The 25,455-nt window shown below is 34.0% G+C and carries 26 protein-coding genes; 25 read left to right on the top strand and 1 reads right to left on the bottom strand.

Going from position 1 to position 25,455, the window contains the following annotated elements; genetic code table 11:
• Positions 1-62 precede the first annotated feature (62 nt).
• The 11 genes from R1T42_RS05865 (at position 63) to R1T42_RS05915 (ending at position 11,073) form a co-directional block, all read left to right on the top strand.
• Positions 63-2,033, top strand: coding sequence for a hypothetical protein (locus R1T42_RS05865; protein WP_317291656.1), 1,971 nt, complete (start codon positions 63-65; stop codon positions 2,031-2,033).
• 221 nt (positions 2,034-2,254) lie between these two features.
• A complete protein-coding gene (locus R1T42_RS05870; protein WP_317291657.1) occupies positions 2,255-3,148 on the top strand; it encodes a tetratricopeptide repeat protein in 894 nt (297 codons plus the stop codon).
• A gap of 79 nt (positions 3,149-3,227) precedes the next feature.
• Complete coding sequence (locus tag R1T42_RS05875; protein ID WP_317291658.1) at positions 3,228-3,890, top strand: hypothetical protein; 663 nt, start codon at positions 3,228-3,230, stop codon at positions 3,888-3,890.
• A gap of 254 nt (positions 3,891-4,144) precedes the next feature.
• Complete coding sequence (locus tag R1T42_RS05880) at positions 4,145-4,753, top strand: hypothetical protein (RefSeq protein WP_317291659.1); 609 nt, start codon at positions 4,145-4,147, stop codon at positions 4,751-4,753.
• A gap of 106 nt (positions 4,754-4,859) precedes the next feature.
• Positions 4,860-5,252 (top strand): hypothetical protein, encoded by a 393-nt coding sequence (locus R1T42_RS05885; RefSeq protein WP_317291660.1) that lies wholly within the window; start codon positions 4,860-4,862, stop codon positions 5,250-5,252.
• A 26-nt stretch (positions 5,253-5,278) separates the two neighbouring features.
• A complete protein-coding gene (locus tag R1T42_RS05890) occupies positions 5,279-5,875 on the top strand; it encodes a DUF6624 domain-containing protein (RefSeq protein ID WP_317291661.1) in 597 nt (198 codons plus the stop codon).
• Between the two features lie 167 nt (positions 5,876-6,042).
• The gene (locus R1T42_RS05895; protein WP_317291662.1) at positions 6,043-7,260 is read left to right on the top strand and encodes a cytochrome-c peroxidase; all 1,218 of its coding nucleotides are present in this window, start codon (positions 6,043-6,045) and stop codon (positions 7,258-7,260) included.
• Between the two features lie 61 nt (positions 7,261-7,321).
• Positions 7,322-8,617 carry a sulfatase-like hydrolase/transferase gene (locus tag R1T42_RS05900; RefSeq protein ID WP_317291663.1) on the top strand — a complete coding sequence of 432 codons (1,296 nt, stop codon included), beginning with the start codon at positions 7,322-7,324 and terminating at the stop codon, positions 8,615-8,617.
• Between the two features lie 131 nt (positions 8,618-8,748).
• Complete coding sequence (locus R1T42_RS05905; RefSeq protein ID WP_317291664.1) at positions 8,749-9,471, top strand: tRNA-uridine aminocarboxypropyltransferase; 723 nt, start codon at positions 8,749-8,751, stop codon at positions 9,469-9,471.
• A gap of 123 nt (positions 9,472-9,594) precedes the next feature.
• Positions 9,595-10,020, top strand: a complete 426-nt coding sequence (locus R1T42_RS05910; RefSeq protein ID WP_317291665.1) for a S1 RNA-binding domain-containing protein — start codon at positions 9,595-9,597, stop codon at positions 10,018-10,020.
• Between the two features lie 231 nt (positions 10,021-10,251).
• Positions 10,252-11,073: a hypothetical protein gene (locus tag R1T42_RS05915; RefSeq protein WP_317291666.1), complete on the top strand. Its 822-nt coding sequence runs from the start codon at positions 10,252-10,254 to the stop codon at positions 11,071-11,073.
• 107 nt (positions 11,074-11,180) lie between these two features.
• Here the strand turns inward: R1T42_RS05915 and R1T42_RS05920 are convergent, their stop codons facing one another.
• A complete protein-coding gene (locus tag R1T42_RS05920; RefSeq protein WP_317291667.1) occupies positions 11,181-12,119 on the bottom strand; it encodes a hydrogen peroxide-inducible genes activator in 939 nt (312 codons plus the stop codon).
• A gap of 203 nt (positions 12,120-12,322) precedes the next feature.
• Between R1T42_RS05920 and R1T42_RS05925 the strand changes: the two genes are divergently transcribed.
• The 14 genes from R1T42_RS05925 (at position 12,323) to R1T42_RS05990 (ending at position 25,454) form a co-directional block, all read left to right on the top strand.
• Positions 12,323-12,772, top strand: a complete 450-nt coding sequence (locus R1T42_RS05925; protein WP_317291668.1) for a c-type cytochrome — start codon at positions 12,323-12,325, stop codon at positions 12,770-12,772.
• Positions 12,772-13,431: a hypothetical protein gene (locus R1T42_RS05930; RefSeq protein ID WP_317291669.1), complete on the top strand. Its 660-nt coding sequence runs from the start codon at positions 12,772-12,774 to the stop codon at positions 13,429-13,431. Before R1T42_RS05925 ends, R1T42_RS05930 begins: the two co-directional genes overlap by 1 nt.
• Positions 13,432-13,533: 102 nt before the next feature.
• Entirely contained in the window at positions 13,534-14,073 is a 540-nt protein-coding gene (locus R1T42_RS05935; protein WP_317291670.1) for an NADPH-dependent FMN reductase, read from the top strand.
• Positions 14,074-14,077: 4 nt separating this feature from the next.
• Complete coding sequence (gene tpx / locus R1T42_RS05940; RefSeq protein WP_317291671.1) at positions 14,078-14,578, top strand: thiol peroxidase; 501 nt, start codon at positions 14,078-14,080, stop codon at positions 14,576-14,578.
• A complete protein-coding gene (locus R1T42_RS05945) occupies positions 14,579-14,959 on the top strand; it encodes a diacylglycerol kinase (protein ID WP_317291672.1) in 381 nt (126 codons plus the stop codon).
• Positions 14,960-15,093: 134 nt separating this feature from the next.
• On the top strand, positions 15,094-17,523 hold the full coding sequence (locus R1T42_RS05950; protein ID WP_317291673.1) for an FtsK/SpoIIIE family DNA translocase: 2,430 nt from the start codon (positions 15,094-15,096) through the stop codon (positions 17,521-17,523).
• A 4-nt stretch (positions 17,524-17,527) separates the two neighbouring features.
• Positions 17,528-18,166 (top strand): LolA family protein, encoded by a 639-nt coding sequence (locus R1T42_RS05955; protein WP_036584798.1) that lies wholly within the window; start codon positions 17,528-17,530, stop codon positions 18,164-18,166.
• Positions 18,167-18,191: 25 nt separating this feature from the next.
• Positions 18,192-19,613, top strand: a complete 1,422-nt coding sequence (locus R1T42_RS05960; protein ID WP_317291674.1) for an LptF/LptG family permease — start codon at positions 18,192-18,194, stop codon at positions 19,611-19,613.
• A gap of 30 nt (positions 19,614-19,643) precedes the next feature.
• Positions 19,644-20,798: a 3,4-dihydroxy-2-butanone-4-phosphate synthase gene (ribB, locus tag R1T42_RS05965; RefSeq protein WP_036584793.1), complete on the top strand. Its 1,155-nt coding sequence runs from the start codon at positions 19,644-19,646 to the stop codon at positions 20,796-20,798.
• Positions 20,799-20,801: 3 nt separating this feature from the next.
• Positions 20,802-21,614, top strand: coding sequence for an N-acetylmuramic acid 6-phosphate etherase (gene murQ / locus R1T42_RS05970; protein WP_317291675.1), 813 nt, complete (start codon positions 20,802-20,804; stop codon positions 21,612-21,614).
• Positions 21,614-21,853, top strand: coding sequence for a DUF6095 family protein (locus R1T42_RS05975; protein WP_036584789.1), 240 nt, complete (start codon positions 21,614-21,616; stop codon positions 21,851-21,853). Before murQ ends, R1T42_RS05975 begins: the two co-directional genes overlap by 1 nt.
• Positions 21,854-21,928: 75 nt before the next feature.
• A complete protein-coding gene (locus R1T42_RS05980; protein WP_317291676.1) occupies positions 21,929-22,693 on the top strand; it encodes a hypothetical protein in 765 nt (254 codons plus the stop codon).
• Between the two features lie 186 nt (positions 22,694-22,879).
• On the top strand, positions 22,880-23,602 hold the full coding sequence (locus R1T42_RS05985; protein WP_317291677.1) for a hypothetical protein: 723 nt from the start codon (positions 22,880-22,882) through the stop codon (positions 23,600-23,602).
• A gap of 139 nt (positions 23,603-23,741) precedes the next feature.
• On the top strand, positions 23,742-25,454 hold the full coding sequence (locus R1T42_RS05990; protein WP_317291678.1) for an OstA-like protein: 1,713 nt from the start codon (positions 23,742-23,744) through the stop codon (positions 25,452-25,454).
• The last annotated feature ends 1 nt before the right edge of the window (position 25,455 follow it).

A 25,455-nucleotide genomic window follows, 5' to 3' on the forward strand; every position in this document is an offset into this window, starting at 1 on the left:
AGTAGGAATTTGCGTAGGTTTGAATTTACAACCGTTAGCCACAAGATAAAAAAACATCGTAAATGAATAAAGACAGAGCTGTAACCTACAGTCTTTTAGCACATATTAGAAATAATGGAACTTTGATAAAAGGACCGTTGGATATTTTCAAACCTTTAGTTAAAAGAATAATTTCTTTAATGAATAAAAAAGGTATTTATAGTGGCAAGAGCACAATGGAAATTAAAAAAGAGTTTGATTCTATTTATGATATTGACATTCCAATACCAGTTTTAAATAATGTCTTAAGACAAATCGCAAAGGACATAAATACTAACGAAAAAAAATCATTTGTTTTATATAAAGATAACGCATATAGCATATCTGAATACTCTTTTTTAGATTATGAAGAAACAATTTCTGCAAAGGAGTCAGCAATTAACGACATTGAAACTTTATTCCAAAAATTTTGTGAATCTTCTGATTTTGAAATTAAAAATAGTACTTCAATTTTCAGTTTTATTGAGCAAAATAAATTTGAACTTTCAAAATATTTTTCAAGTGATAATTCAATAGAAAAAGAAGATTTTACTGCGGAAGCTCAATTTGTCAATTTTTTTAGAAAGATACCGACTGTATATAGTCAGATTAAGGATATTTATATTGGTGCAATCATTTCTGGATTTATTATGTATAATCCTAGTGAAACAGAAATTGACGTAGAACTTCTTTTTGATACTAATTTCATAGTAGGACTATTAGACCTCAATACGCCAGAATCAACTCATACCTGTAAAACTTTGGTCGAAATTGCGAAAAAGCAAAATTTTAAAGTACGCGTTTTGACTGATACGATAGATGAAACAAAGAATTTATTAGACCAAAAAGCAAAATATTTTGATGCATCTTTTTTGCAAAGAAAAGTTTACGCTGAAGATATTTACAACGCCTGTGACAGAAAAGGCTTGAAAAAAAATGATTTAGAAAAAATTGCAGATAATTTGGAATTAGAATTATCAAATCTTGGTATATCAATTATCAATGACGAAAAATCCAAAAATGAAGCTAAATTTTCAAAGGTGTATGCTGAACTAAAAGAATTTAGACATAGTAAGATTTCAGCACTTCACGACGCAACTGCAATAACACACGTTAAAAGAACACGAAAGAAAAATATAAAAGAATTTGAGAAGGTTAATTGTTGGTTTGTAAACAATGTGACGACAGGAGAAGAATTAACCTTTAATAATGACAAAAGATTTCAGCCTGAAATCATTAATGCTGACAACCTATTGAATATTTTGTGGTTAAGTAATCCACAAACTAAATTAAAAATGGATGCTGATGATTTAGCAGACATTGGATTAACGTCTTCTATAGCAATAACTCTAAACCGAGATTTACCAAAATCTAAAATTATTAGAGAGTTAGATGATAATATTCACAAATACGCAAGTGAAGACTTAAGTGATTCGGATATTGTTAGAATTGCCACTAGAATTACTAACAAACAACTCACCGACATAAAGGAATTAAATAATTTAGCACAAAATAAAAAAGAAGAATTTGTCAGAAGATTAGAAGAAGAATCTAATAAGCAAAAGAAACTTGAGGAACATAGACACAAAAGGCTGGAAGACGTTCTAAAAGAATTTACCGAAAAATCAGAAGCTTTTTATAGCAGTCAAAAAAATATTGAAGGTAAGGATGAGCTAAAAAATCAAAGACTTGAAAATCTAGAATCAACAAATATTAATCTGAAAGAAAGATTGATTGATTCTAAAATGAAAAATTGGAAAAGAAAAAGTGTCTTAGTATTATTGGGTATCTATGCTTTTATAGGTGTTGTTTTTCTAATAATAATGTTTTTAAATTCTTGGGATATTTCAATTGCTACTAAGTATGTAACAGATTTCAAAGCAAATTTTATGGTTGCATTTGGGTTATGGACATTAGCAGTAATTTTGAACATTTTCGGTTTTAAACTAGTTTATGACCGTTATTTCAATAATTCGAATATTAATAATAAAAGAAAAACAATTAAACTGGAATAAATCCTGTGACTAAAAACATATACAACTCATATACAGTTATTTACTTAATCAAAGTAAAGGTATATTTGGAAAGTCGCCAAATTTTTAAAATTGGCTTATTGAGAAAAAAAGATAATAATTAAAATTTAAAAATTCGGCTAGTGCTTAACTGAAAAGTAATTACTAATCCACAAGATACTAGCAACATACACAACCGTTATTACCAATTTTAAAAAAAACTGATGAAAAAAATATTTGGAACTTTAATGGTGATTCTAATATCGCAACTTGGTTTTAGTCAGAACTATCAATCGGAATTTCAAAAATTCTGCGAGACGAATGACACGATAAATCAATTGAAAACTTTGAAAAAATGGCAATCTGAAAACCCAAAAGACGCCGAACTTTTTACAAGTTATTTTAACTATCATTTTATGAAATCTCGTCAAGAAGTCTTGGCTTTGACTACTGATCAACCAAATGGTGAAAGTCTTGTTTTAAAAGACAGTTTAAATCAAAACGCTGGATTTATAGGAAGTCAAATTCACTACAATCAAACGGAAGTTAAAAAGGGACTTGATAAAATTGACGAGGGAATTAAACTATACCCAAATCGACTTGATATGAGATTTGGTAAAATTTATGCACTCGGACAAATTCCTGATTGGACAAAATTCACAGCGGAAATTTTAAAAACAATAGAATTTTCTGATAAAAACAATAATGAGTGGACTTGGACTAATAATGTAAAACAAGAAAACGGAAAAGAATTTTTCCTTTCATCGTTACAAGATTACCAGGTTCAGTTATATAATACTGGTGACGACGAATTGTTAAAAAATATGAGAGAAATAGCAAATAAGGTTTTGGAATTTTATCCAAACCATATTGAGAGTTTATCAAATTTGTCGATTACATATTTATTAACTGGAGAATATGACAAAGGAATTGAACCTCTTTTAAAAGCGGAAAAGATAAACCCAAAAGATTATATCGTTCTTGGAAATATTGCTCAAGGCTACAAACTGAAAGGCGACAAAAAAAAGGCTTTTGAATATTACGAAAAAACAGCTGAATACGGAGACGAAAGAGCTAAAGAATATGCTAAACAACAAATAGCTGAATTGAAACAATAAAAACTGGTGCTAACAAAGAACTGAGGTAAAAAACAACACTCGCACCACTCACTCTAAATAACCCATAAAATCAACATCCATGCACATCTTTTTTAAACTATCGGTTTTTTGTTTGTTGATGGTGTTGGTTGGTCAGGCGCAACATCGTGTGCCTTCTGATTTTATCCCAGAAAACTATAGGGAATTTGAAACCATTTATGGAGACCTCAATAAAGATGGTCTAGAGGATTGTGTATTAATTATTAAAAAGGTAGATACTACTCAAATTGTGGTCAATCAATACGATAAAAAAGTAGATCGTAATAGACGTGGTATCATCGTGCTGTTTAAAAACGAGAACGGTTATCAGCTCGCAGATCAAAACCTAGATTGTTTCTCTTCAGAAAATGAAGATGGTGGCGTTTACTTTCCGCCAGATTTATGGATCTATATTAAAGACAACAAATTGCATGTACATTACGGTCATGGTCGTTATGGTTATTGGGACTACACGTTCCGTTTTCAAAACTCTAATTTTGAGTTAATAGGTTATGATTCTAGTAGTAATCGTGGACCAGTGACTTTAAGAGAAACCAGTATCAACTTCTTAACTAAAAAGAAGCTCGTCAAAGTAAACACCAATGAAGATTCTGAAGGCGGCGATGAAAGCTTTAAAGAAATCTGGAGTGATATTGAAATCGATCACCTCATCCAGTTGTCACAGATCAAAGACTTTGATGCATTAGAGATGTTTCAGTTTTAGAAAGTTATATATTGCTATTACAAGTGGCTTCTTCTCTCCTATTTTGATATTACTGATTGATTCTAGAGCTTTTTTTGATAAGCAAGACATCTTGAGAACGTCGCTAAAATTCAAATGATTGTATATTTAAAATGGTAATCTTTAAAAAATACTGTTATGTGCTTTATCCTCTAGGTTAATGTTTATTTTACGCTACATTTCAAACACATAACCATTTGCAATCATAAGATGCACTTAAAATCTAGAATTTAAATATGAATTTGCAACCCTTAAGAATTGAAGCTGGTTGGCAAGTGACCTACAACCAATTTTATGAAGTGGATCCCATACCAGGTCAAGAATCGTATTTTGAAGGTTCTAGTTTATTGATGTTGCGTAATAATGGGCGATTAAAATTAATAGACCTACAATGGCGACCAGAACTAGATCTGAATGGTGAATATCAATTACAAGTTTTAAATTTTGTAGAAAATTTTAATCCAATCACTAACGAGTTCGATACAGAACCTAATTGGGAACATCCTGTTTTAAATTTTGCTACAAAATCTAGGTTAGTACTTGTTGAAAAACTAGAAGACTTATTGCGAACGCTACCCGTTTTTGAGGACCCTAGAATGATAGAAAGAAGAGGTGTGATCGATAAGCTTTCAGAATCATACCGTTTGAGAATAGTAGAAAACGGTATCTCTACCGATTACATCAATGATATACTAGAAAACGGCAGCGCTCAACTCCAAGTTTATATCTTAAATCATAAAGATCTCACACGAGATATACTATTAAAGTTCGCAGAAAATGGACTCACCAAAAAGGTGAAAAACCAAGCAAAACAAAAATTAACGAGTAAAGGTTTTAGAGCATAAAATCTAATGCGATAAAATCATTACTTATCTTCATAAACTAGGTAGCATATTATTGATGGATACACTTTACTTATCGGCTGCCTAACTAAGTCTATTATTTTAAAAAATGAAAAACAAAACTTTTGGATATACCGAAGATTGGAAAACGAGTCACATGGCCTATTGGGTTCATATCGAGGCAGATGATAAGCCTTGGTACACATCTGAAAAATTTGATCCTCCAGCACCAGTTCGTCACGGCAGTTTAGGTTATCGTTACTTGACTATTGAATTAGATGGATTTAGATTTATGTTTACTAGTGAAGCTCAATTTGAAGAATTTAAAAAGATAATGGCTAGAAAACTACTTCCTACGACTATAGAGCTTTCCAGTAAAAGACCAGGAAGAAAAGGCCCCAATAGTCACTGGTTAAGTCGTTTACCAGCTAAAACAAAACCATGGAAATACCGAGGAAAGTTGATTAAATATTGTAACCAAATAGATTTTAACGAGAACTAAACGACTCACAAAAGCAAAGCTTAAACATGAGCTATCCAGAAATAGCTCATAAAATTATTCAACTTAAAGACGCAGATCTAGCCTTGCGAAATGAGCTTATTCAAAAAGGCCAACTCAGTAACGGTTATGATACAGATATGGAGCAATTACATATCAAAAATGCTGAACAATTAGATGAAATCATCAACCTCATCGGTTATCCTACCTTTGAAAAAGTAGGACAAGAAGCTAGTGAAGCGGCTTGGCTTATCATACAACATGCGATTAGCAAACCAGACTTTATGAAAAAGTGTGTACAGCTATTACAACATACAGATCATAACGATACCGTAAAATTAAATTTAGCTTACCTGACAGATCGCATTGCTGTATTTGAAGAAAGACAGCAGTTGTATGGAACTCAATTTGATTGGGATGCAAACGGAGAATTATCACCACAGGGATATGACGACCTCAACAAAGTAAATGAAAGAAGAAAAGCATTAGGACTTCATACTTTAGAAGAGCAAACACAAATGATAAGACAACGAGCTAAAGAGGAAAACCAATCGAAACCAACTGATCTTGAAAAACGGAAGGAAGAAATAAGAGTGTGGAAAAAAAAGGTAGGTTGGATGACATAGAGATCACTATAAAATCCACTAGAACCCTATAGCGATTTGGGTTGTTTTAATTTATTATAAAGAGTATAATCAGCTCAATCTATAAGAAATTAACAAAATTTAACATTTCTATTAAACCTTTTTAAAGAATGGTAGTCAAAGATTTATGACCAACTCATTTTAATTATATGAAAAATGCTTTTCTTGTATCACTAATTATCATAGTACTATGTTCTTCTTGCGATAGTAATGATGATGGATATAGTCCAGTACAAGATGATGTACTTGCAGGATTAAATCTACCCGATGATTATTACAATTATGCAAACATCACATTGCCTAACTATTATACCACGAGCGAGTTTCCGTCTCAATTTCAATTTAGAGCTGTTACTGCTTACGATAATACACCTGCCGATAATCAAATCACTGATGCCGGTGCTACACTAGGTAGAGTATTATTTTATGATCAAAAGTTAAGTGCTAATGGGTCCGTTTCTTGTGCGTCATGTCACCAGGCTGAGCATGGTTTTTCTGACCCAAATATTCAAAGTATAGGTTTTGATGGCGATTTAACGAGAAGACATTCTATGGGACTAGTTAATGCGAGATTCTATGCCGGTGGACAGTTTTTCTGGGATGAACGAGCAGCAACACTTGAAGAACAAGTATTGATGCCATTTCAAGATGATGTAGAAATGGGATTAACCTTAACACAATTAGTTCAAATTGTAAACGATCAAAGCTACTACCCTACTTTATTCAATGATGCCTTTGGTGATGAATCCATCACCAGCGATAGAATCTCTAAAGCACTTGCCCAGTTTGTGAGAAGTATGGTAAGTACAACTTCTAAATATGATCAAGCAAGAAGCGAAGTCTCTTCGCCAATTGTTTCTTTTCCAGGATTTACAGCACAAGAAAATCAGGGAAAGCAACTTTTCTATGCACCACGACAACTTACTAATGGAGTAATGGGTAACTGCGTGGGCTGTCACCAGACTGAGGCTTTTGTAGGACCTTTTCCTGTGACTAACATTCCACTTTCTACCTTTGCCACTAGCAATGGATTAGACACTACTTCTACCATAGATCTAGGTGTTAATGAGGCAACCGGTAACCCTAACGATATCGGTAAATTTAAAGTACCATCTTTAAAAAATATAGCAATACGCTCGCCATACATGCACGATGGTAGGTTTACATCGTTAGAAGAAGTGGTGAACCACTATAGTAATGGGATTCAAAATCATTCTAGTCTCATTTCACCTTTGGTAAATTCCAGCGGGCAAGTTGGTCAATTTAATTTTACACAAGCAGAGAAAGAGGCTCTAGTCGCCTTTTTAAAAACGCTTACCGATGATCAAATGATTAATGATGTAAAATATAGCAATCCTTTTGATTAAATATATTTTTACAATGAGCTGTTCCGTTTACGCTTTCGCGAAAGCGTGAAAACTACAACCTATGAAATATAAATTATTATTACTGATCACAATCTTGCTAGCCGCATGTACAGAAAGTAACGGCTTAAGCACTACAGATGACGTAAATCCCACTTCAAGTTCTCCTAATATCCTATTAATTATTGCAGATGATTTAGGAAAAGATGCTGCAAACGGATTTTCAGAGGGAACCATAAAACCTAGTACGCCTAATATAGAGGCTATAAGAAACACAGGTTTATCATTTACTAACTTCTGGTCCTATCCAACTTGCTCGCCTACGAGAGCATCGATTTTAACAGGGAAATATGGCTATAGAACTGGTGTAAAATGGGCTAGCGATGAAATCGATATATCCGAAAAAAGTTTACAGCAATACATCAATGAAGAAACTAATGATAAGTATGCCACAGCAATAGTAGGTAAATGGCATTTATCTGGTAATAGCAGTACGTTCAATCCAGAGGTCATGGGAATTGACTACTATGCTGGTCTTATAAGAGGCGAAGCGCAAAGCTATTATAACTGGTTACTTACAGAAGATGGTGCAGGCACTATCGAGACAGAATATGCTACTACTAAATTTACAGATATAGCGACCCAATGGATTGATCAACAAGAGAAACCTTGGTTTTTGTGGTTAGCTTACAATGCACCTCATACACCTTTCCATGTGCCACCTAGTGAGATGCATTCTCAAGGAAATTTAGCTCCGTTTTCTAGTGGTATGGATGAAACACCTTATTACATGGCAGCGATTGAAGCAATGGATTATCAAATAGGTCAACTACTTGAAAACATGACAGCAGCCGAAAGAAACAATACAATCATCATTTTTATAGGTGATAATGGGACACCTAATGAAGTGGTACAATCACCGTTTAACTTTAGTACTGCAAAAGGATCGTTGCATCAAGGAGGAATTAATGTCCCGATGTTTATATCGGGTAATGGCGTTACACGATCTGGTATCGATGAAAACTTAATAACGAGTAGTGACTTATTTTCTACCATCGCACAAATGGCAGGTGTTTCTTCAACCGAGATTAATGACAGTAAAAGTTTTAAAAACCTATTGTCGCAATCTGAGACCATTAGAAACTTTCAATATTCAGAAAAAGATGATGGTAGTAATAGTATATGGGTGATTAGTGATGGTAATTATAAACTATTTAAAAACGCTAATGGAAATGAAGAGTTTTACCATCTACCTAATGATCCCTATGAACAGATTAATTTACTGAACGGAAGTTTATCACCAACCGAAAATTCAGCAAAAGCAACGCTAGAAAGCCAACTAAGCATTATCAGAAATTAGTGATGATGGATTAAAATGGATCTTTGAACTAAAAATACAATTGCCATTGGCTTAATTAAAGGTAGCATCTTACTATAGACCTAGATCTAATCATCTAAATTTGCAGCCAGATAGCAAACAATAAAAATACCTTGCAAGAAGATTTAAAACAGCATAGAAATCAATGTTACACTTGTATGAGACCTGTAAGCACTTGCGTTTGTAAACATATCAAAACGTTGCAAACTAATACCAGGTTTGTTATTTTAATGCATCCCAAAGAGTATAAGAAACAAAAAAATGGTACCGGTCACATGACCAACCTACAACTAGAGAATGCAGAAATTATCGTAGGTGTAGATTTCAATAGGCATCAACGCGTTAATGAAATTCTGGCAGATCAAAATAACGCTTCCTTCCTACTCTATCCTGGTAAACAAAGTTTCAACTTGTCTACCAGTAATGATACAGAAATGAATGATTTTATGGGACAGCGTCCCTATCTATTTATACTAGATGGTACCTGGCCATGTGCTCGTAAAATGCTTAAACTAAGTACAAACTTGCAACAGCTTAAAAGAGTAAGCTTTGACAATACTATTAAATCAAAGTTTATCATCAAGCAACAACCAGAATCTCTATGTTTAAGTACCATAGAATCTGTTTATACCGTATTGAACTTACTTAAAACTGGCGGACTAGAAAATTGCGATACAGGTAAGTTTCTAGTTCCATTTGAAAAAATGATCGAATATCAACTGGATTATATGTTGAATCCAGAAAGTAAGAACTATGCAAAAACAGCAAGTAGAGAAATAGCTCCAAAGTTTCAATACAAGAAAAAGACACAAAGAAGCACCATTCTAGAATCATAGATTCACTTCTTGAAACGGATCGCTCAATATACTGCCGCTTCCATATCCTTTATAACAATTACTTAAAACGACTGAAAAGTCATCAATTTTAGATAATTTCACAGTCTCAAAAAACGCATCGCAATGGATTTTAATGTAGGAGATCAAGTAGACCTCATCATAGTAAATGAAACGCCTCTAGGTTACACGGTAATGATTAATGGTGTCCATGAAGGATTACTATATAGAAACGAGGTCTATGTAGAGTTAGAAGATAATTCTAAGCATACAGGCTATATTAAAAATATAAGAGAAGATGGCAAAATAGATGTTTCTCTAAGACCGCAAGGCTTCCTTAACGTGATCGATAGTGATGTAGACAAAGTGATGTCCTTGCTCAATGAAAGTCCTTATGGATACTTACTATTAACAGATAAAAGTCCGCCAGACCATATACGCTATCACCTTAACATGAGTAAAAAGGCTTATAAAAAAGCCCTAGGTCACCTCTACAAGCAGAAGCTGATTACTATTTCTGATGAAAAAGTAGCGCTGGTAGGTAAGAAATAAAGCTACCTCTACCATATCAATACCTATATCAAACCCTACTGGCTATCACTGGTAGGGTTTTATTTTAATGTAATCCACCATACTTTGTGAATAGATAAAGATGTTTTAATTACGCTTTCGCGAAAGCGATAACCAACTGTCATACAACTAATTGAATTATATAACTCTTTTCTAATACTTTAGGAACTGTGATAAGTTGTACCTTTTTTAAAATTTAAAAATGGTTGTACGATGAAAAGAAATTTGTTCTCACTTTTATTACTAGGATCTTTATTATTAACCTCTTGTGGCTCAGAGATTCCGATTGAACATTTAGAAGTCAAACCAGATAAAAACACGTACACAAAAACCATTTTAGAGAATGAAATAAAAGGTATTCATGTAGAGCACATTGCTCTTACAGGAGAACACCATCTAGAAGATCAATCGCAGGATGGATTTAAATACATCTATTTATTTGTAAAAGGAAACGGAACTGTAAATGCTGCAAATAAGGATTATGACATCGTACCAGAAACCATTTTACTGCCTAATGCGGTGTCATCTATTACTGTAAATACAACCGTAAGTGACACATTACATTATCTTAAAATATCTAGTAAGCTAACAGATCAAGATCTTATGGATCTAAAAGAGTTTCCTGTAGAAAACACTCTACAGGTATACTATGCAAAATTTACTGATTGTAAATCTTATACCGAGCCTATTAAGAGTCCTAATACGGTAAGTCGTACTATATTGCCTAATCAATATATTCCTAGAATTGCAATGGGTACCGTACAAACGACTGGACCAGATCGAGTAGGTGCGCACGAACATCCTATGTTAGAACAGTTATTTTTAGGCCTATCAGATAATAACTGTACTGTTTATGCAGATGATGCCCAGGTAGATTTCCCTGAATATTCTGTACTACACATTCCGTTAGGCTCTAGTCATTCTGTATCTGTAGAACAAGATGAATTGATGTATTATGTTTGGATGGATTTTTTCAGAGATAAAAAAGGGGAAGAATGGCTTAAAACCCATAATCAAGATGAGGATGAAGAATAAGTAAGTCTGCTGCTTATCAAATAGAAATAGCTCCAATCATCTGTGAATAGATCATTGGAGCTATTTTATGTTTTAAATGATTTTAAATTAATCTAGGAGCAATTAAATTACTTTTTTGAAATAGGACTTACAATCTGCACGTTAGAAAAAGCGATGGCGCCTTTAATAACACCTGCAATAACATTTTGCAACGCATCTATAATCTGTAATTTTAATTCACTTTGATGGTAAATTAAGCTTACCTCGCGTGCTGGTGATGGATCTTCAAAAAATCGTAAATTTTCTTTTTTACGATCACTTAAATCCATGGTGTTTAAATAAGGTAATAAAGTCATACCTAGACCTTCATCTGCAAGTTTAATAAGCGTTTCAAAACTTCCACTTTCCAGCATAAAATGTTCATCCTCAGTATCTCTGGTGTTACGACATAGGTTCAATACACTGTCCTTAAAACAATGTCCATCTTCTAATAATAGTAGCTCGTCTGCGTTTAGGTCCTCTACCTTAATTTTAGACTTTTCTTGACCTGCATATCTAGGATCATAAACTACAAAAGGCTCGTAGTATAAAATACGCTCTTTTATCATATCGTTATTAAGAGGTGTTGCTGCAATTGCTGCATCGATACTACCATCTTGTAAGGCATCAATAATACTATCTGTTGTCAACTCTTCAATACGTAGTTTAACTTTAGGATATTTATTGACAAAATTGCGTAAAAACATAGGTAACAATGTAGGCATTACCGTCGGTATCACTCCTATTTTAAACTCTCCTCCTATGTAACCTTTCTCTTGATCTACTATATCTTGTATACGGTTACTTTCATTGACGATATTACGCGCCTGATTCACAATTTTCTTTCCTGTTTCAGTAAGTTCAATAGGCTTTTTAGAGCGGTCAAATATCTGGATATCTAGCTCGTCTTCCAGTTTTTGAATTTGCATACTTAAGGTAGGTTGCGTTACAAAAACCTTCTCTGCTGCCTTAGTAAAATTTTGATATTGTGCTACAGCAAGAACGTACTTCAGTTGGGTGATAGTCATTATAGATATTTTAAACAAAAATAGATGATAGTATGTGATTTATCTATTGTAAAAACTTCCTTTTTTCTGGTCTATTTAACGTTTGGGACGTATTTTTAATAAACTTTTTAATTTCGCTTTTGCGAAAGCGTGATAAACCTCACATATTAAGAGATTTAAAGCTGATAAATCGCAGAAACATTATCGATTATAAAAATAAAAAAATGCTGGAACCTTTAACTAAAATTATCGCTTACACTTTTACTTTTATGATCCTTGCTGTAGGAATATGTGCAGGAGTTGTACTTTATATAGATCATAATGCGACATCCAATCACAGCAAACTGGCGATACAAACTGGTCCTGATTTAACACTTAAACCTCAGTTCAATGAGCAACAACTACTAGGTCAAAATTTATTCAAAGCAAATTGTGCTTCATGTCACAAACCTAACAAACGTGCGGTAGGACCTGCACTAGCTGGCGTGTCTAATAAATACGACCGAGACTGGATTTATTCTTGGATAGAAGATCCGCAGGCAAAAATAGCTAGTGGTGACGCAGACGCGATTAAAATCTATAATGAGTATAACCAAACTAATATGAATGCTTTTCCGCAATTGTCTCATGATGAAATAGATGCTATACTTGCATATGCAGATTACTATCTATAATGAAACATGGAATAACAGCCTGTGAATGGTGCCTTACTGAGTGTGATAACGACCATTTACAATGTAAGAAGTGTGGTGGACCTATTGCAGTTTTAGAACCTTGGGTTTTACAGTGTGGCTGGTGCAGCTCTTCTAACCGACGAGATTTAACCACAAATTGTAACAGTTGTGGTGGTGAGTTACCTCACATACCTGGCACACCTAGATTACCAGAACCACCTGTGGCACCTCGATATCTTGCACCAGGCTATGAGAAAAAAATCAAATATTGGAAAAACCCATCTTTTTTAGTCGGTGCTATTTTTTGTATTTTTCTTTTTCCAGGATTGTGTTTTTGGCCCATGTTGATTATTCCTTTAATAGGCTTTTTTATCTTGCGATGGAGTTTGAAAAATTCCAATCATAAATTAAATGCTCTCAAATCTGGTGTGCCTACACGTGGTATCATCTTAGATGTTTTTATCGATATGAATCAACATATCAATAACAGAAATCCTGTGCGCATCGATTATGAATTTGACACTCCAGATGGTAAACATACTGATTTTGTAAACGTATGGGATGAAACCAACTTACGCAGACCATCGGGAGAACACCTATGGATTGTCTTTAACCCTAAAAATCCGGCCGAGAATAATATCTGGCCACCATTAAGTTAATAACAGGCTATAATTAGTTACTTACACAAATAGATAAATTAACATTTTGTCAACTCATTATTGCTGTAGGTACATCTACTTTTATACAATCATTACATTTATATGAAGATCACAGCATTTGCCGGTAGTAACAGTAAAACATCAATCAACAAGAGATTAGTTACCTATACCGCATCATTATTTAATCAACCAGACACCACAGTTCTAGATCTTAATGATTATGATATGCCTTTATATGGTATGGATCTAGAATTAGAGAATGGGATTCCCAATGATATTCTCAAAATCTCAACTATTCTTAAAGAATCTGATTTGTTAATCATATCACTAGCAGAACATAACGGTGCTTATGCAACTGTTTTTAAAAACCTATTCGACTGGTTATCTCGTGTAGATGGTACTAAAGGTTTTCATAACAAACCTATATTTTTAATGGCTAGTTCACCTGGTGGTCGTGGTGGTGCAAGTGTTTTAGAAATTGCAAAAGCGAGATTACCTTTTAATGATGGTGAAGTTATAGACACCTACAGTCTTCCTAATTTCTCATCAAATTTTAATGATAAGGATGGTATAACAGATCCAGAATTAAAATCGATACTACTCAATAAAATAGAAAAAATAAAATCACAACTTAAATTTTAATATTATGGCAACGATAACTATAGGAGGCAATGAAATCTCTACCAGTGGCACACTACCAGAGGTAGGAAGTCAAGCACCAGAATTCAAATTAAAAAAAGCAGATTTATCTGAAGCTTCTCTTAACGATTATAAGAGCAAAAGAGTCATTCTTAACATCTTTCCTAGTGTTGATACTGATGTATGTGCAACATCTGTAAAGAACTTTAATAAAAGAGCTACTGAGCTGGATAATACCGCTGTACTTTGTATTTCTAGAGATACACCATTTGCTCAAAAACGATTTGCAAGTGATGAAGGATTAGAAAATGTTGTGAATTTAAGCGATGTCATCGATGGATCTTTTGGTAAAGATTATGGACTAACTATGACGTCTGGACCGCTAGCAGGTTTCCATTCTAGAGCTGTGGTAGTTCTTAATGAAGAAGGAAAAGTTATTTATAACGAGCAAGTTCCTGAAATTGCAGATGAACCTAACTATCTTGCAGCCCTAAAGACATTATTATAATTGGCACTAGGTACATTTTTATATAAAAGATTAAAAGGTTGCGGCTATGCTTTTAAAGGCGCCGTAACCTTATTAAAAACAGAAGCTAGTATACAAGTACAAGCTTTTATTGCAGTAGTGATGACCATTGCTGGGTTCTATTTTGATATCACTAATACAGAGTGGATGATTCAAATTATATCAATAGGTCTCATTATGAGTCTAGAAGGCATGAACACCGCAGCAGAAGCTATTGCTGATTTTATTCATCCAGATTTTCACGTTAAAATAGGACATATAAAAGATATTGCAGCTGGTGCGGTTTTTATAACTGCTATAACAGCAGTAATCATAGGGCTGATCATTTATGTACCATACATTAAAGCAGTTTTATTTTCTTAACTAACTAAATATCAGTGGTGTAAATTACTTTTATTACTGTATTTTAATCTATTAATATCTTCGTTGATTATTAACTGATAACTATCTATTGATAAGAGTACAATATTGTTATTTTTGTACGTTCACCTTATTATATGGCCAAAAAGAAAACCACCAAACCCAAAACACCTAAAAAACCGCTGATCCCTAGCTTTACATTAAGTAGAGTGCAAGAGGTTATTATAGGTTTATTGTTGATGGGATTAGGTGTCATCCTTCTATTTTCATTTATTTCTTTCTTCTTTACATGGCGTGAAGACCAAAGCATATTAGGTAATATTTCTGATCGTGAGATTGTCGCACAAAACTGGCTTAGTAAAATAGGTGCTGGTCTAAGTGACTTCTTCATCTACGATGGTTTTGGAATAGCCGCTCTGTCGATTCCTGTATTGATCATCATTACCGGTATTTTCTTATTTGCTGCAAAAAAGGATGTATTTACGCTTTCGCGAAAGCGTATCCTCAATCTATGGTTTTGGGGTCTATTATTAATGTTATGGCTGTCTATGACCATGGGCTTTTTCCATGCCTCTAATCCTTTATTAGGTGGTAAAGTAGGAATGGAACTGAACGATTTCATGCAAGATTATATCGGATTGCTAGGTACGATAGTAGTCATGATTATACTTGGTATCATTTACATGGTATTGCGTTTAAATATCACACCAGAAAAAGTAAGTGCCTATTTTACTAAAAAAGCAATTGAAGTTAAAGATAGTTTTGAGCCAGATTTAATCCCATCTGATGAAGAGCAAGACTGGGAAAAATCAACTATCGAAGGACAGACAGTCGTTGAAGAGGTTACTACTCCTACTCCACCAGAATCTGATAAAATGGAAGTTACCATTTCAGAACCTGAGATTATTCCAGAACCAGAAGTAATTCCAGAGCCTGTTCTTAAAACAATTCCTAAACAAGACGATGGTGATGTTGATGTAGAAATCAACGCCGTAATCGACGAAGATGAGGATATTAATAGTAAGGCAGAAAAGATTGTAGAAGACTTTGGAGAGTTCGACCCAACTCTTGAGTTGAGCAATTTTAAATTTCCTCCTCTAGAGTTACTTAAAGATTATTCTCAAGGTAAAACCATTACTATTAATGAAGAGGAATTACAAGCAAACAAATTAAAAATTGTTGAAACCCTAAACAATTATAAAATAGGTATTGCTAAAATTACTGCGACCATAGGTCCAACGGTAACTTTATATGAAATCGTCCCTGAAGCTGGAGTACGTATCTCAAAAATTAAAAATCTAGAAGATGATATTGCCTTATCTCTAGCAGCATTAGGTATACGTATCATTGCACCTATACCTGGGAAAGGAACCATAGGTATCGAAGTACCTAACCAAAACCCTTCTATCGTATCCATGCGATCTGTGATTGCATCACCTAAGTTCCAAAAAGCCGAAATGGAGTTACCTATCGCTTTTGGAAAAACAATTAGTAATGAAACGTTTGTGGTGGATCTTGCAAAGATGCCTCACTTACTTATGGCTGGTGCGACTGGTCAAGGTAAATCTGTAGGTCTTAATGCCGTATTGACTTCCCTACTCTACTCAAAGCATCCTGCAGAGGTGAAATTTGTATTAGTAGATCCTAAAAAAGTAGAATTAACTTTATTCAATAAAATTGAACGTCATTATCTCGCAAAGTTACCAGATAGCGGCGAGGCAATTATTACCGATAATTCATTAGTAATTAATACACTTAATAGTTTGTGTATTGAGATGGATCAACGTTATGACATCCTTAAAGAAGCGATGTGTCGTAATATTAAAGAGTACAATGCTAAATTTAAAGCGAGGAAATTGAATCCTGCAAACGGTCATAAATTTCTTCCATATATCGTATTGGTAGTTGACGAGTTTGCAGATCTTATAATGACTGCTGGTAAAGAAGTAGAAACTCCTATAGCCAGACTAGCACAGCTGGCACGTGCAATTGGAATTCATTTAATTATCGCGACACAACGACCATCTGTAAATGTAATTACAGGTATGATTAAAGCAAATTTCCCTGCTCGTGTATCTTTTAGAGTACAACAAAAAGTGGATTCTAGAACGATCTTGGATAGCGGTGGCGCAGATCAATTAATAGGTCGTGGAGATATGCTTTATACTTCTGGTAATGAAATTATAAGAATACAATGTGCCTTTGTCGATACTCCAGAAGTTGAAAAAATCACCGACTTTATAGGTTCTCAAAAAGCTTATCCAGATGCTTATCTACTACCAGAATACGTAGGTGAAGAAGGTGGCACAAGTCTTGATATAAGCATAGACGAAAGAGATAGTAAATTCAGAGAAGCTGCAGAAGTGCTCGTTATTGCACAACAAGGTAGTGCCTCACTATTGCAACGTAAATTAAAATTAGGTTACAATAGAGCTGGTCGTATTATTGATCAACTAGAAGCAGCCGGAATAGTAGGTGGTTTTGAAGGTAGCAAGGCGAGACAGGTTTTAATACCGGACCTTGCATCTCTAGAAGTATTTTTAAACGAAGAAAAAAACAAAGGTTAAGACCATGAAAAAGATTTTCATTTTATTACTATTATCTGTTGCTTTTATAAGTAACGCACAATCATCAAAAGCAGAACAACTTCTTAAAGAAGTAGCGACTAAGTTTAAGAGCTATGAAAATGTAGTATTCACCTATAAAGGTAATCTTCAAAATTCAAGGTCACAATTGAATATGGATGTTCAAGGTGAAGCCACTTTGAGTGGAGACAATTATAATGTGGAGTTCTTAGGAAGCACCTATGTTTTTAACGGTGATAAACTATATGTCATTAATCGTGAAGATGAACAGGTAACCATCTCTACGCAAACAGATAATGAGGACGGACTGATCTCACCTACTAACATATTAACGTTCTATGAAAAGGGATATCGTGCAGAATGGGATATAGAACAAAATGTTAGAGGTCGTAAGATTCAATACATTAAGTTAACACCTATTAAATCAGACTCTGAGTACAAACAAGTATTGCTAGGAATAGATATCAATACAAAACATATCTATAACGCCATTGTAACAGAAGTAAGCGGTACTAAAGCTACTTTTACCCTATTATCACTTAAGACTAATCAGCCTTTATCAAAGAAATGTTTCTACTTTGATCCTAAAGATTATGATGGTTGGGATATTGAGAATCTAGACTAAGTTGAAAATACTGGATAGATACATATTGACTTCATTTATAAAGACGTTTTTAAGCGTCTTTATTGTCATTATGTTTATTCTTATCCTACAGGCCATATGGCTTTACATTAAGGATCTTGCAGGAAAGGATTTAGATATGATTACCATAGCTAAATTTATGATGTATACTATTCCTGTAATTGTACCTCTAGCGCTACCTTTAAGTATCATTCTAGCATCTATAATGGTTTTCGGTAATATGGCGGAAAATTATGAATTTGCAGCCATGAAATCTAATGGTATATCCTTACAACGTGCCATGCGATCGTTAATCATTGTTGTCGGAACATTAGGTGTCACTTCATTTTTCTTTGCAAATACGGTGATTCCTTGGGGACATTTCAAGCAAGGTAACCTAAGGCGAAATATTGTAAATAGTAAACCAGCAATGGCCATAGGAGTTGGTAATTTCAACCAATTAGGTGATATTAATATTAAAGTAGATCAAAAAACAGGTGATCGCGGTCAATTTTTAGACAACGTTCTCATCCATAAAAAAAACCCGAAGCGAAATGGGAATTATACGGTTATAAAAAGTAGAAAGGGTGAATTAAAAAGCTCCTTAAAGTCTAATATCATTCAGCTAGTTCTGACGGATGGTAATTACTATGACGACCTTTTTCCTGAAAATGCGCAAAAAAGAAGAAGCTCTCCTTTTGTACGCAGTTACTTTGATACTTATACGCTTAATGTTGACGTGTCAGGATTAAATAATGTGGACCTTAATAAAGCAGATGTTACCGATAATCATCGCATGCTTAAAATTCATGAGCTACAAACCAGTATAGATTCATTTACTACAAAGTTTAATGATAATTTATCCTTCTATCATGAAGCACAGCACAGAAAATGGGCACCAGAACTGATGAAGTCAAGAATTACTGATACCATTAAGGCTGGTAAAATCACAGATAATTTTATTAGTGAATTAAAAATATATGATCAGCGACGTACTATTGAGAATACCATCAATAAATTAAAGCAACAACGATCATCTTTAAAAAACAGGTTATTTCAACTTAGTGAAGAATCTAAACGTATCGCAAAGCACGAGATTGAAATACAGAAGAAATTTGTTCTAGGAGCTGCATGTATTATACTATTTTTTATTGGAGCACCACTAGGAGCTATTATTAGAAAAGGTGGAATGGGATTACCATTAGTAATTGCTACCTTATTTTTCTTAACCTATCACTTCATCAATATTTTTGCAGAGAAAGCTGCCGTTGAAGGTGCATTCCCTACTTGGATAGGTGCCTGGATGGGAACATTAATCATTTTTCCATTAGGCATATTACTTACCTATCGAGCTACTACAGATCAAGGATTTTTTGATTTAGGAAGTGCTGTTGAATCCTTATTTTCTAAGTTTAAAAAAAAGCCAAAGAATCCTACTAGAGCCGTCTAATTCTTATCTTTGTGCAAAAGATGAAGCCCTATGACCGCTAGTACTGCAATTCAAAAAAATACTTCCTTTAAACTAGACTCTATTGAAGATGCTATAGAGGACATCAAAAAAGGTAAGGTTATCATTGTTGTAGATGATGAAAATAGGGAAAACGAAGGTGACTTTCTGGCTTCCGCACAATCTGTAACACCAGAAATGATCAACTTTATGGCCACTCATGGTCGTGGATTGATATGCATGCCTATTACAGAGTCGCGCTGTAAAGAATTAGAACTGGATATGATGGTTACTAATAATTCTGATCCTATGGAAACTGCTTTTACGGTTTCTGTAGATCTAAGAGGTCATGGAGTAACTACTGGTATTAGTGCCAGCGATAGATCAAAAACGATCCAAGCGATGATTCATGAAGATACTAGAGGTCATGATTTAAGTAAACCAGGTCACATTTTCCCTTTAAGAGCACGAGATGGTGGCGTTTTAAGAAGAACTGGGCATACTGAAGCTGCTATTGATTTTGCAAGATTAGCCGGACATGAACCTGCAGGTGTGATTGTAGAAATCATGAATGAAGATGGAACGATGGCTCGCTTACCTCAATTGATTGAAGTTGCAAAAAAGTTTGATGTAAAATTAGTTTCTATAGAAGATTTAGTGGCTTATCGTATGAAAAACGATAGCCTCATCGAGAAAAAAGAAGACTTTAATTTACGCACTCGTTTTGGTGAATATAGATTAAGAGCTTATCAACAAACCACAAATCAACAAATACACCTAGCATTAACCTTAGGTGATTGGAATGAAGATGAGGAAGTACTAACACGTATGAACTCTACTCAGGTTAATAATGACCTTTTCAGTACGCTTACATCTGAGGCTGACAGAAAAATAGACGCTATGTTTGAACGTCTTAATAAGGAAGGAAAAGGAGCAATTGTTTTCATAAATCAGCAGTTTCAACCTGAAAATATGTTGAGTAGACTAGAACAATTAAAAGAATTACAACAAAATGGCGAGGTAAAAGCGCCACGCAAAAACCTAGATAATAGAGATTACGGTATAGGTGCTCAAATATTGCACGACTTAAAAATCTCAAAATTAAAGCTGTTAACTAATAGTGAGCAAAGTAAGCGTATAGGTATGATAGGTTATGGTCTAGAGATCACAGAAACCATAACTTATTAATTCATGTTTACTAAAACCACAGAGCAAGACTCTTTATATGATGGACTAGAAAATATGTCCACCATAGAACTTCTTAATAACATCAATCGCGAAGATCAGAAAGTAGCTATTGCTGTACAACAGGTCATTCCACAAATTGAATCTCTTGTAAATAGTATCGTTCAAAAGATGAAGTCTGGTGGTCGACTTTTTTATATAGGAGCAGGAACTAGTGGTCGGTTAGGAATTTTAGACGCTAGTGAATGTCCACCAACTTTTGGTGTATCTCCAGATAAAATCATAGGCCTTATCGCTGGTGGTGACACAGCTATAAGACATGCTGTAGAAAATGCCGAAGATGATACCAAACAAGCAATTAAAGATTTACAAGCCTATTCTATTAATGAAAATGATACCGTGATAGGTATTGCAGCCAGTGGAACCACTCCATATGTTTTAGGAGGTTTAAAAAGTTGCAATCGTTTAAATATCTCTACAGGTTCTATTACTTGTAATGCAAATAGTCCCATTGCGTTAGAATCAAACTACCCTATCACTCCTATTGTAGGTCCAGAATTTGTGACTGGCAGTAGTCGCATGAAAGCTGGTACTGCTCAGAAAATGGTTCTCAATATGATCAGTACTACAGTGATGATTAAATTAGGACATATAAAAGGTAATAAAATGGTTGACATGCAATTGAGTAATGATAAATTAGTAGACCGTGGTACTAGAATGATTATGGAACAGACGGGTATTAATTATGAAAACGCTCAAAACGCATTAAAAGAATACGGTAGTGTACGATCTGCTATCAACCACATAGACAACTGTTAATGGAACAGCAACAACCATCAACAGATAAAGAAGTATTAGGAAAAGGCATCACAAGACTTATGACTGCCATTCCATTTTTAATTGCTGGACCTATCTTAATTTATTTAGGCGCTGGAAGTGATCATCCCATCATATTCTTAATGCCAGGTATTGCTTTCTGCATACTTGCGGTTGTTTTTATTTTTCAAGGAATCAATACTATATTAGATTCCATGTTTAAATCAGATAAAAAAAGGTAATATAAACCTTCTATTCTACGTTAAATAGAAATATTTTGAATCACGCTTTCGCGAAAGCTTAAAAACTAAAGTTCTATGATTAAATATTGTTACACAGCCCTATTAATTACCGTACTACTCTTATTTAATTCCTGTAAAGAAAAAGCAGAAAATTTAAAGGAATCTAATTATATAGTAACAGGCGATGTTATTGATTATGATGGAGATGTTGCACAAGTGAACATCATGGGATTTTTTGTAGATCCATTATTTAAAGGAAGTGTGGATGAAAATGGAACATTGGAAATTGAATTACCAAATGAGTTCAATGAAACCTCTCAAAAAGCATTTGATGATTACAATTCCTTAGGCGATGCGGCATATGAATTGAGCGCAATAGGTATAGAAGATGTTTTTAGTCCACTAGAAAACCTTACGATATCAAATCCGAATGCCCAAATTGCACTGGCTGGTAAATATTACGGATTTGAAACCTATCAAGACGGTATTAGAACAGGACGAATATTCCCTGGATCTTCAAGAGAATTTATAACATATAATATAAATCCAGAAAAACACGAACCTATTGAAGGTCATTTTTATATGTGGCTATATAGTGACAGCGATACGAGTATCAAGGGTTCTAATGGTTCACCTACAGAAGTAGATGAATCGGGAAATGTCATTAAAAAATCAATTAGGAATTATAATGTTACTCTATCTAAAGGTTGGAATGTAGTTAAATACAGTGTTATCGAGTTAGATAAAAACGTAGAAGGCGATTTGCAAGTCATTAAATCAGCGTTTAATACCGCAGGAAATTATAAAAATGAAATTAAATGGCATAATTTTCAATTGTAACATAATCCGCACTCGACAAGCAGCGATTAAATCAGTTTAAAGAGGTGATTAATAGACTGACTAGCAAGCATTTTTATACAGAAGTGTTTGTTAACGAATAATAAAGTCTATATAGCGAAAACTTAACTCAATTTTGAGAAATCCTTCTAGATAGAATTAGTTTTGTCCTACCCAATTAATAGGATCATGAAAAAAATATTCACACTTTTTATTTTAGGAATTATAGCAGCTTCTTGTTCTACTGAAGATGCAAATATTGATCAATATGAAGCTCAGAACATCGATAAGATGACTGAAGCTGATTTTGTTGATTTTATGCAGACAATCGCAATCAGTCGTGACGTTTTACCTCGTGAGTTAAATCCAGAGGAGTCTGTTTACCCATTACCTATCGAATCTATCACCACTACTGGTGAAGAGAAATTTCTTATTGAAGATCCAGATTTTGGTGCTTGTTTAGTTCAAGATATCAATTTACCAGGTACTGGTGCTGTAGGTAATCTTAAGGTTACAAAATTCAATGATAACGAAGGTAACGGTAACGGTAATACTAAATTTGACTTTAAATATACTGCTGCACCAGGATGGTACATCTCTTCTGTATCTATGAATATAGTAGGTGACTGTAACCTTACTCCATTAGTTAATGGTATTCCAGATGTATGTGCTTTCAATGTAAGAAACTGTTTTTCTGGAAGACGTACAGGTGTTACTTATAGATTTAGAGATAACTGTTTACCTGACTGTACTTGTCTTGCTGCTTATGTAGTAATGTATACATTAAAGGATAACGGTTGTGTTGATCAATGTGTAGGTGTATGGGTTGATGGTGAGCAATTAGGCTTAAGTGATACTGCAAAATCTAACACTTTCTGTCAAGACGAATGTGGAGAAGTTCAAGATAACTAGAACATACTTTTTATATTAAAGCGCTCCTTAAGGAGCGCTTTTTTTTTGCCCTAATTTTAAAAATAAAAAAACAAGATTGTACGTTACTTAAACAATCATGGCATCGTTTTAGTAACTTTGTATGTTAAAATCAATTCTATTGAAAATCACAATTAGTACTATACTATTTTTCATAACCTTCCTTTGCTATGGACAGGTGCAACAAATTGAAAATAATGACAGCACGTCTACAGAGAATGATTCCATCATTAATGTAATTTCTGAATATCAATTCATTGATGAAGAAAATTATCCAGATGCTATTATTTATGCAAAATCTGATGCTCAACAAGTATATGTAGTTCATCAAGGCATTAAAATGTGGTGTGACCAGGCTGTTTTTTATAAAAAAGACAATTTCTTAAGAGCACTAGGCTCTGTACGTATGAATCAAGGTGACAGCGTTCTCATGAATTCAAAATATGCAGAATATAATGGAAATACTCAATTAGCATTTGCTGCTGGTAAAGTGAATATGCGCAGTCCAGAGACTACTTTATCTACAGACACCTTATATTTTGATCGCAATAAACAACAAGCTTATTATAGAAGTGGTGGAACAGTTAAGGATACAGCTAGTACACTTACTAGTCGTGTAGGTAGATTTTTTATGCAAGAAAAAAAATATCAATTCATTGATGATGTGGTTATAGTTAATCCTGACTATACCATTAACTCTAGTCAAGTTAATTTTTATACTGAAACGGGACATGCTTATTTATATGGTCCATCGACCATAAAAGGTAAAGCGAGTACAGTCTATTGTGAACGTGGTTTTTATGATACACGTATTGACTATGGACATTTTGTTAAAAAATCTCGAATAGATTATAATAATAGAACCGTTACCGGTGATAGTCTCTACTTTAATCGTGTTACTAATTTTGCTAGCGCGACAAATAATATAGTCGTAACAGACACCATAAATAATTCTATTATTAAAGGCCATTATGCCGAAGTCTTTAGAGACAAAGATTCTGTTTTTATTACTAAAAGAGCGGTAGCTATATCGTTGCAAGAGGCCGATTCTGTATACATACATGCAGATACTCTAATGGTAACAGGTCCAGAAGATAATCGCATTGTACGAGGTTTTAGAGATGTAAGACTTTTTAAAAGTGATTTAAGCGGTCGATGTGATTCTATTCACACTAGGCAATCAACTGGACTTACTAAAATGATTAAGAAACCTGTGCTATGGAGTGGTAAAAGTCAAATAACAGGAGATTCTATTCATCTACAAAGCAATGTAGAAACAGAAAAACTAGATTCTTTAAGAGTGTTTTACAATGCCTTTATGGTAGATAAGGATACCATTCATGATGGTTATAATCAGATAAAAGGAAAAGAGCTCATAGGGTTATTTAAAGATAATGAGCTAAATAAAGTGAAAATTGATAAAAACGTTGAAAACTTACTTTATGTTTCTAATGAATCTGATGAGCTAGTTGGGATCAACAAGGGAACCAGTAGTAAGTTAGAAATCACCTTTAATAATGGTGATATTGCCATTATAAAACCTATAGGTAATCCTAAGGATGAAACCATTCCGCCAGATGAATTACCTGAGAATGCAAGAAGACTAAGAGGCTTTAACTGGCGAGGTGAAGAACAACTCAACTCTGTAGATGATCTATTTATGGGGAAACCTAAACCTGTACTTACTAAAATCCAAGGGCTACCACTGCCTTTACAGGAAGAAGATTTCTTTGATGAGAACAACTCTTCTCAAATTAACGAAAACTCACGTTTAAAGGATAAGAAGTTAATTGATAAAAAAGAAGATCAACAATTAATAGGTAAAAAGAAATAGC

Origin of the sequence: Nonlabens ulvanivorans (assembly GCF_032922765.1) — a bacterium.
GTDB classification, from domain to species: domain Bacteria; phylum Bacteroidota; class Bacteroidia; order Flavobacteriales; family Flavobacteriaceae; genus Nonlabens; species Nonlabens ulvanivorans.